Source organism: Yeosuana sp., from assembly GCF_057126245.1.
Genome location: NZ_DBNGMQ010000110.1, coordinates 1 through 7,608, shown reverse-complemented (window position 1 = coordinate 7,608; position 7,608 = coordinate 1). Strand labels below are relative to the sequence as shown.

10 protein-coding genes are annotated in these 7,608 nt (G+C 30.4%); 6 read left to right on the top strand and 4 right to left on the bottom strand.

What is annotated here, in order from left to right; genetic code table 11:
* Positions 1-641 (top strand): DUF58 domain-containing protein (locus tag AC15TD_RS14750; protein ID WP_484452908.1); only part of this gene is annotated, 641 nt, incomplete at its 5' end.
* Positions 642-691: 50 nt separating this feature from the next.
* Here the strand turns inward: AC15TD_RS14750 and AC15TD_RS14745 are convergent.
* Complete coding sequence (locus AC15TD_RS14745; RefSeq protein WP_484452907.1) at positions 692-1,171, bottom strand: Dps family protein; 480 nt, start codon at positions 1,169-1,171, stop codon at positions 692-694.
* Between the two features lie 105 nt (positions 1,172-1,276).
* Between AC15TD_RS14745 and AC15TD_RS14740 the strand changes: the two genes are divergently transcribed.
* Positions 1,277-2,215: a LysR substrate-binding domain-containing protein gene (locus AC15TD_RS14740; RefSeq protein WP_484452906.1), complete on the top strand. Its 939-nt coding sequence runs from the start codon at positions 1,277-1,279 to the stop codon at positions 2,213-2,215.
* A gap of 27 nt (positions 2,216-2,242) precedes the next feature.
* On the opposite strand, the gene AC15TD_RS14735 is transcribed toward AC15TD_RS14740, so the two are convergent.
* The 3 genes from AC15TD_RS14735 to AC15TD_RS14725 form a co-directional block, all read right to left on the bottom strand.
* Positions 2,243-2,440, bottom strand: a complete 198-nt coding sequence (locus tag AC15TD_RS14735) for a hypothetical protein (protein ID WP_484452905.1) — start codon at positions 2,438-2,440, stop codon at positions 2,243-2,245.
* A 136-nt stretch (positions 2,441-2,576) separates the two neighbouring features.
* Positions 2,577-3,377, bottom strand: a complete 801-nt coding sequence (locus AC15TD_RS14730; protein WP_484452904.1) for a TIGR00266 family protein — start codon at positions 3,375-3,377, stop codon at positions 2,577-2,579.
* 133 nt (positions 3,378-3,510) lie between these two features.
* Positions 3,511-3,966, bottom strand: coding sequence for a DUF4442 domain-containing protein (locus tag AC15TD_RS14725; RefSeq protein ID WP_484452903.1), 456 nt, complete (start codon positions 3,964-3,966; stop codon positions 3,511-3,513).
* Between the two features lie 148 nt (positions 3,967-4,114).
* Here AC15TD_RS14725 and AC15TD_RS14720 point away from each other — a divergent pair, with 148 nt between their 5' ends.
* The 4 genes from AC15TD_RS14720 to AC15TD_RS14705 form a co-directional block, all read left to right on the top strand.
* Positions 4,115-4,561: a DUF4870 domain-containing protein gene (locus AC15TD_RS14720; RefSeq protein ID WP_484452902.1), complete on the top strand. Its 447-nt coding sequence runs from the start codon at positions 4,115-4,117 to the stop codon at positions 4,559-4,561.
* Positions 4,562-4,707: 146 nt separating this feature from the next.
* Positions 4,708-5,049, top strand: coding sequence for a PadR family transcriptional regulator (locus AC15TD_RS14715; RefSeq protein ID WP_484452901.1), 342 nt, complete (start codon positions 4,708-4,710; stop codon positions 5,047-5,049).
* On the top strand, positions 5,046-6,866 hold the full coding sequence (locus AC15TD_RS14710) for a PspC domain-containing protein (RefSeq protein ID WP_484452900.1): 1,821 nt from the start codon (positions 5,046-5,048) through the stop codon (positions 6,864-6,866). Before AC15TD_RS14715 ends, AC15TD_RS14710 begins: the two co-directional genes overlap by 4 nt.
* Positions 6,867-6,963: 97 nt before the next feature.
* Positions 6,964-7,608: head GIN domain-containing protein (locus tag AC15TD_RS14705; RefSeq protein ID WP_484452899.1), on the top strand; the 645-nt coding region annotated here is incomplete at its 3' end.

The window sequence follows — 7,608 nt, the reverse complement described above, 5'->3', positions numbered from 1 at the left end:
AATATCAAGACGAAAAATCACAGCCTATCTATTCTGTTATTGACATAGGACGTGTTATGAAAATGCCTTTTAATGGCTTAAAACTATTAGATTATGCCATTAATTCAACATTAGCTTTTAGCAATGTCGCCCTAAAAAAACACGATAAAGTTGGCATGCTTACATTTTCAAAACAAGTTGAAAATTTTCTGCCCGCTATCGAAAAGTTAACACATTTAAATAGTATTTCTGAGTACCTCTATAATATAGACACCCAATTTTTTGATAGCGATTTTAGCCTTCTTTACACACAACTAAAACGAAAAGTAACACATAGAAGTTTGTTATTGTTATACACAAATTTTGAGCACAAAAGCGCTTTAAAAAGACAACTCCCCTATTTACAGGCTATTGCAAAAAAACATATGCTGGTTGTGATATTTTTTGAAAATACCGAATTAGAAAAACTACTCACTTCCGATGCTGAAAACATTCAAACCATTTATCATAAAACCATTGCAGAAAAATTTGATTTTGAAAAACGTTTAATGATTAAAGAGTTACAAAAACATGGTATACAAAGTATTCTTACGAAGCCAGAAGAACTCACCATTAATACCATAAATAAATATTTAGAAATTAAATCTCGTGGGTTATTGTAATAAAAAAAGAGCCCATAAAGCACTGCTTTCTGGCTATTAATCAATTATATTTAAATGGTTTCGCTTAACCAAGCCTTCATCATCCAAATGGTCTTTTCTTGTTCGGTAATAAAGTCACTCATCATAGAGTTAGTACCTTCATCATTAGCGTCTCCAGATTTATCTAATATGCTACGTTCAACTTTAAGTAATTCTGCTAACGAATCTACTATTAAACGCACGGCTAAATCATCTTGAGAAATATTTTTTCCAACAGGTACTTTTGTTACAGCTGTGTAATCTTCAAAAGTATGCAACGGAGTTTCTCCTAACGTTAAGATACGCTCTGCAATTTCATCCACTTTCAAGTTGGCATCTGTATATAATTCTTCAAATTTTACGTGTAAGTCAAAAAATCGCTTTCCTTTAATGTTCCAGTGAATACCCCGCAAATTTTGGTAATAAGTTTGAAAATTAGCTAATAAAACATTTAAATCCTTAGCTATATCTTTCGTTTTTTCTTGGTCTAATCCTAGACTATTGAGTTTCATTTTGTATTGTTTTTTTTATTTTTAACAAATTTAATTTATTATTCATGTATTTTTCCATAGATTTTATTGATGCTTTTTATATCTTTATAGTCTAAATCAATACGCATGACTATTACACAATTATATTATGTTTTAGCTGTTGCTGAACAACAAAATTTTACAAAAGCTGCGGAAAAATGTTTTGTTACGCAACCCACACTTAGTATGCAAATACAAAAGCTAGAAGATGAATTATCGATACAAATTTTCGATCGTACTAAAAAACCAATTGAACTTACAGAGGTTGGTAAAAAAATCGTCACACAGGCTAGAAATATTGTTAATGAATCTTATAGAATTCAAGACATTGTAGATCAACAAAAGGGATTTATTGGGGGTGAATTTAAATTAGGAATTATTCCAACTATTATGCCCACACTACTACCCATGTTTTTAAAAACATTTATAAAAAAACATCCAAAAGTAAAACTTAAAATAGAAGAGTTAACCACCGAAGAAATCATTTCAAAAATTAAAGATGGTCATTTAGATGCCGCCATTGTTGCAACGCCTTTAGAACAGGAATTTATTAAAGAACGTGTCCTTTATTATGAACCTTTTGTGAATTATATTCCAAAAAGCCATAGATTACATAACAATAAAAAAATTGATATTGCTGATTTAGACCTAGATGATATGCTTCTTTTAGAAGATGGTCACTGTTTTAGAGATGGTGTTATCAATCTTTGTAAAACATTCAAAAATAATACCGAAGAAAAGTTTCAGATTGAAAGCGGTAGTATAGAAACACTTATTAAGCTTTCTAATGAAGGTTTAGGAATGACACTGTTACCCTATTTACACACCTTAGACATTAAGGATAGTGAAAAAGGAAATCTGCATTATTTTAATGAGCCTAGCCCTGCAAGAGAAGTAAGTATTATATATCACAAAAGTGAATTAAAAATTCAAATTATTGAAGCTCTCCAAACAGTTATTTCTGGAATTATAAGAGGCGCCATTGCCTTTCAGAATGTTGAAATCATTAGCCCTTTACCAAAATAAAAAAAGCGACTTTAAGTCGCTTTCTTTTTATGCTTTTAAATAAACTAAAGATTGATTTAATTCTGGATTCTGCTGTACCAATGAAAGTATAAACAATTTTAGTTCATCAATTTCATAAGGCAATAATCTTTGAACTGCCTTTTGTACTTCTTTGCAGAATAATGTCACATCAAAACTCACTTTTTTAAGCACCGTTTTGGTGTATTCTAACATTGCTCTAGCCATAATATAATTTAAGGTTTTAGTTGATAAAATATACTAAATTTTTACTACCTATTAAATGGATTAATCATATTATTAATAACACAAAAGTAATGAAAAATATTGTTTTAAACTTAATGTTTTTAAAAATAATTAACAATTAAAATCTATTATCCCCATCTAGTAAATCTCCAATACCCCCAAGAATACTGCCTTCACCCTTATCTTTACTTCCACTTCTGGGAGCTGATGCCAGCACTCGTCCTGCTAACCTGCTAAATGGTAAAGACTGAATAAAAACAGTTCCTGGACCATGAAGTTTAGCAAAAAATAATCCCTCTCCTCCAAAAATAGTGTTTTTTATACCACCAATAAATTCAATATCATAATCTATAGTTTGAGTAAACCCAACAATACAACCTGTATCTACACGTAATGTTTCTCCTGGTTGTAAAACCTTTCTTGCCATAGTTCCTCCGGCGTGCACAAATGCCATACCATCACCTTCTAGTTTTTGCATAATAAAACCTTCTCCTCCAAAAAGCCCGCGACCTAAACGTTTACTAAATTCAATGCCTATACTCACTCCTTTTGCAGCACATAAGAATGCATCTTTTTGACAAATAAATTTGCCATTAAACTCTGTTAAATCAATAGGGATAATTTTTCCAGGATAAGGCGATGCAAATGATACTTTTCGCTTTCCTACTAAATTATTATAAAAAGCAGTCATAAATAAACTTTCACCAGTAAGTATACGTTTTCCAGCACCCAAAATAGAGCCTAAAAATCCTTGATTTTTTGTAGAACCATCTCCAAATATGGTTTCCATTTTAATGCCGTCATCCATCATCATAAAACTTCCTGCTTCTGCAATAACACCTTCTTGCGGGTCTAGTTCTATTTCAACATATTGCATTTCTTCACCATAAAGCTTATAATCTATTTCGTGTGCTGTCATTTTATTTTGTTTTTTGTTGATTCGTTTATATGTTGCTTTGTTTATTGTTTTGTTACAAACTTTTGAAAATTACAATAACTAAATACCAAATTCCAATAAAACATGTGACAAACTGAATACTACAACTTAGAAGTTAACTTTTTACTTTAATACTCCATTCAAAATTAAAAGTAGAAACCACCGCTCCATCTTCATTTAAACCAACCGATTGCATCCAAAACGTTTGCCCTTCACCTGTTTCAATAGTTTTTAATATAGCTTCATCAATTATATTTCCATCGTTACAAACAAAGGTGATTTTACCAGTAGCCTTTTTTGTAAAAGTAGCATTATTTGTAGTAACCAACATAGAAATACGTTTGCCAGATTGTTGTATTTTTCCAATAATTAAAGCACCTGTTGAAAACTCTGCTGCCATACCTTGTACCGCCCAAAACATGGACTTAAATGGATTTTGATTTATCCAGCGATGTCTTACTTTCACTATACTCTTTTCGTTATCAATATATTTGGTTCTAACACCACACAAATAGGCAGAAGGCAATTTAAAAATAGTATATAGATTCAGTTTTCTTGGCGTTATATTCATTCTTCATTATTTAATTCACCACTAAAATATTGAAAATAATTGACACTCCAATTTGTTAAATTTTTGTTAAATTTTAGTACTATGTGTTGCATAATACCTTCTTTTAGATATATATTTGCATAGGATATTATTATATACTTTTAAAATCATGTTAGACAATCATCAAAAAAACATCGCAACCTTTATTCATTTATCAACCTTTAGTAGGTTTATTATTCCGTTAGGAAACTTTATAGGACCAATCATTCTATGGGTAAGTAATAAAGAAAAATCTGAATTTGTAGATGCTCACGGAAAACAAGCTATTAATTTTCAAATAAGCATTTTACTATATGCTATTATTTTGGGAACCATTAGCATTCCGTTTTTTGTTTTTAATATTTTTAATGGGATGGATTTTATTGACTTTCAAGGTTTTGAATCCTTCCATATTAATATAGGAAAACCTTCTCCTCTACTTTACATTGGTGGAGCACTGGGTGGACTTGCCGTACTTGGATTTATTTTAGAGCTTGTTTTTATTATAAAAGCGAGTTTAAAAGCTAGAGATGGGGAATTATATGAGTATCCGTTAACAATAAATTTCATCAAATAATTAATCATAAATCAATCAAAAAATGAACAGTTTCACAATATTTAAACGCTTTAGAACATGATACGAGCATGGTTACAATCATCAATCATTTTAAATGTCTTAAATGCGAACTGCATAAGACCTTTAAATAACAATATTAAACTCTTATGAAAATAGAAAACACAAAAGCACAAATGCGTAAAGGTGTATTAGAATACTGTATACTCTCGGTCTTAAAAGATGAAGATGCGTATGTAGCAGAGATTTTAGATACCTTAAAAGACGCCAAACTGCTTGTTGTAGAGGGAACTATTTACCCGCTACTTACAAGACTTAAAAATGCTGGACTTCTTAATTACAGATGGGAAGAATCAACATCAGGACCACCAAGAAAGTATTATGGTTTAACCGAAACAGGAAAACTATTTTTAAAAGAATTAAATACCACTTGGAGCGAATTACAAAACGCCGTTAACCTAGTAACAAGAAAAAAATCAACAAAAAAATGAATAAAACAGTCAACATAAATTTAGCAGGTATATTTTTTCATATTGATGAAGATGCTTACCAAAAACTACAACGCTATCTTGAGGCTATAAAACGTTCATTTACAGACTCTCAAGGTCGTTCTGAAATTATCTCAGACATTGAAGCTCGTATTGCAGAACTTTTTAGCGAACGTATAAAACATGATAAACAAGTTATTGGCAATAAAGAAGTAGAAGAAGTGATTTCTATCATGGGTCAACCAGAAGATTATTTGGTCGATGATGAAATTTTTGAAGATGAACCACAACCAACTTATAAAAGAAAATCATCGCCTTCAAAGAAACTATTTAGAGATACAGACAACTCATATATTGGTGGTGTTGCTTCTGGTTTAGGTCACTATTTAGGAATAGATTCGGTTTGGATTCGTTTAATTTGGCTATTATTAGCAATTGGATCTGGTGGAACCTTTATTTTAATATATATCTTATTTTGGATATTAGTTCCTGAAGCCTTAACCACAGCCGAAAAGCTTACTATGACAGGCGAACCTGTTAATATTAGTAACATTGAAAAAAAAATAAAGGACGGATTTGATAGTGTTTCTGGAACGGTAAGTGACGTTGCAAAAAATGTAACAGAATCTGTTTCTGGAGCTGCGAAAAATGTTTCAAATGCTGCGAAAAATGTAGATTTAAAAAACCAAAGAAACAATATAAAGTCAAGTTCAAAAACTTTTTTTGATACTATTGGAGACATTATCATGTTCTTTTTTACGGTATTTGCAAAGTTTATTGGTGTCATCTTAATGATTACTGGTGCGACTGCCTTAATTGCTTTAATTATCGGGCTATTCTCCTTAGGCGTTAGTAATATAATCCATATACCTGGAATTGATTTTATAGACATGGCTAATGCTGGAAATACGCCTATTTGGTTAGTTTCTCTATTAGTATTTTTCCTTGTCGGAATTCCTTTCTTTTTCCTTTTCTATTTAGGATTAAAAATATTGGTGAATAACTTAAAATCAATAGGAAATATTGCAAAGTTTACTTTATTAGGAGTATGGATATTATCTATTATTGGTATGATCATAATTGGAGTAAGACAAGCGAGTGAACACGCATTTAACGAAAGTGTTATTGAAAAACAAGAGTTTTATGTAGCTCCTACTGATACATTAAACATAAAAATGGTTAATAATGATTCTTATGGAAGCTCATACAGAAGTAATAGATCCTTTAAGTTTGCTCATGATGAAAACGGAGATCGAATCATATACTCGTCTGATATTAATATTAAGGTAAAATCAACAACCGATTCATTAGCAACTATAAGCATTAAAAAATCGGCAGATGGAAGTGATTATAATTCTTCCATCGAGCGAGCAAAAAATATTAAATACAATTATGTAATTGAAGGAAATGAAGTTCTTTTAGATAATTATTTAACTACTGAAGCAAAAAATAAGTTTAGTGACCAAGAGCTTTTAGTCATCTTATATTTACCAGAAGATATTATAGTTAATTTTAATAAAAACACACGTAACTTCTTAAGCCATTATTCTTACAATGGAGACATTGTAATACCCTCTAATCAAACGAATCATTTTCTTAAAGTAAAAACAGACGAAGTAGAATGCTTAGATTGTCCAACAGAAATTGATATTGATATTCTTGATGATGAAAATGGAATTCAAATAAACAATGATGGTGTTCAAGTAAAATTAGACAGCAGTAGTTTAAAAATTAATAAAAAAGGTCTTAAAGCAACTAGTACAGAAGTGAAAGTAAATATTGATAATAATGGCATACAAATAAAATCAGATAATAATTAAACGATTCATCAATAAAAATCAACAACTCAGATATTAAAGTTATTACTAAAGAGGAATAACTAGGATATTTGAATCATCAATCAAAAAACAAACAGTTATGACAACATTAATTAAATATTTAGTAGCGACCATTTTAAGCTTTTTACTATTCTCTTGTAATTTTGACATGAATTTTGTTACAGGTGTTAAAGGAAATGGTAATGTTACAATAGAAAATCGCACATTAAATCAACCTTTTAATGCTATTCAAACGAATCAAGGTCTTGATGTTTATATCACTCAAGGAAACGAAGAAAGCATTTTAATTGAAGCCGATGAAAATCTTCATGAGCTTATTAGAACTGAAGTTACAGATAATGAGTTGCGTATTTATTTAGATAAAAATATTGGCTATGCTTCTTCAAAAAAAGTTATAGTAACGTTTAAAGATGTATCCAAGATAACATCAACAAGTGGAAGTGATTTGGTTTCTACTAATACTATTGAAACAGACCATCTAGAACTTAATAGCTCAAGTGGAAGTGATATGAAACTAGATATTAATACCTCTAGCCTTAATTGTAACGCTAGTAGTGGTAGTGATTTAAAACTTTCAGGAAAGACCGATACATTTACTGCAAAAGCAACCAGTGGAAGTGATATTAAGGCAGCCAATTTAATGGCTCAATCTAGTCATGTATCGGTAAATAGTGGAGCCGATATTACCGTCAATACATCTAAAGAATTAATAGCAAATGCTAAC

Excerpts from the sequence above, each read along its gene's own strand:
- AC15TD_RS14710 (WP_484452900.1), top strand. The coding sequence starts at position 5,046 with ATGAATAAAACAGTCAACATAAATTTAGCAGGTATATTTTTTCATATT.
- AC15TD_RS14745 (WP_484452907.1), bottom strand. The coding sequence starts at position 1,171 with ATGAAACTCAATAGTCTAGGATTAGACCAAGAAAAAACGAAAGATATA.
- AC15TD_RS14725 (WP_484452903.1), bottom strand. The coding sequence starts at position 3,966 with ATGAATATAACGCCAAGAAAACTGAATCTATATACTATTTTTAAATTG.
- AC15TD_RS14740 (WP_484452906.1), top strand. The coding sequence starts at position 1,277 with ATGACTATTACACAATTATATTATGTTTTAGCTGTTGCTGAACAACAA.
- AC15TD_RS14720 (WP_484452902.1), top strand. The coding sequence starts at position 4,115 with ATGTTAGACAATCATCAAAAAAACATCGCAACCTTTATTCATTTATCA.
- AC15TD_RS14730 (WP_484452904.1), bottom strand. The coding sequence starts at position 3,377 with ATGACAGCACACGAAATAGATTATAAGCTTTATGGTGAAGAAATGCAA.
- AC15TD_RS14735 (WP_484452905.1), bottom strand. The coding sequence starts at position 2,440 with ATGGCTAGAGCAATGTTAGAATACACCAAAACGGTGCTTAAAAAAGTG.
- AC15TD_RS14715 (WP_484452901.1), top strand. The coding sequence starts at position 4,708 with ATGAAAATAGAAAACACAAAAGCACAAATGCGTAAAGGTGTATTAGAA.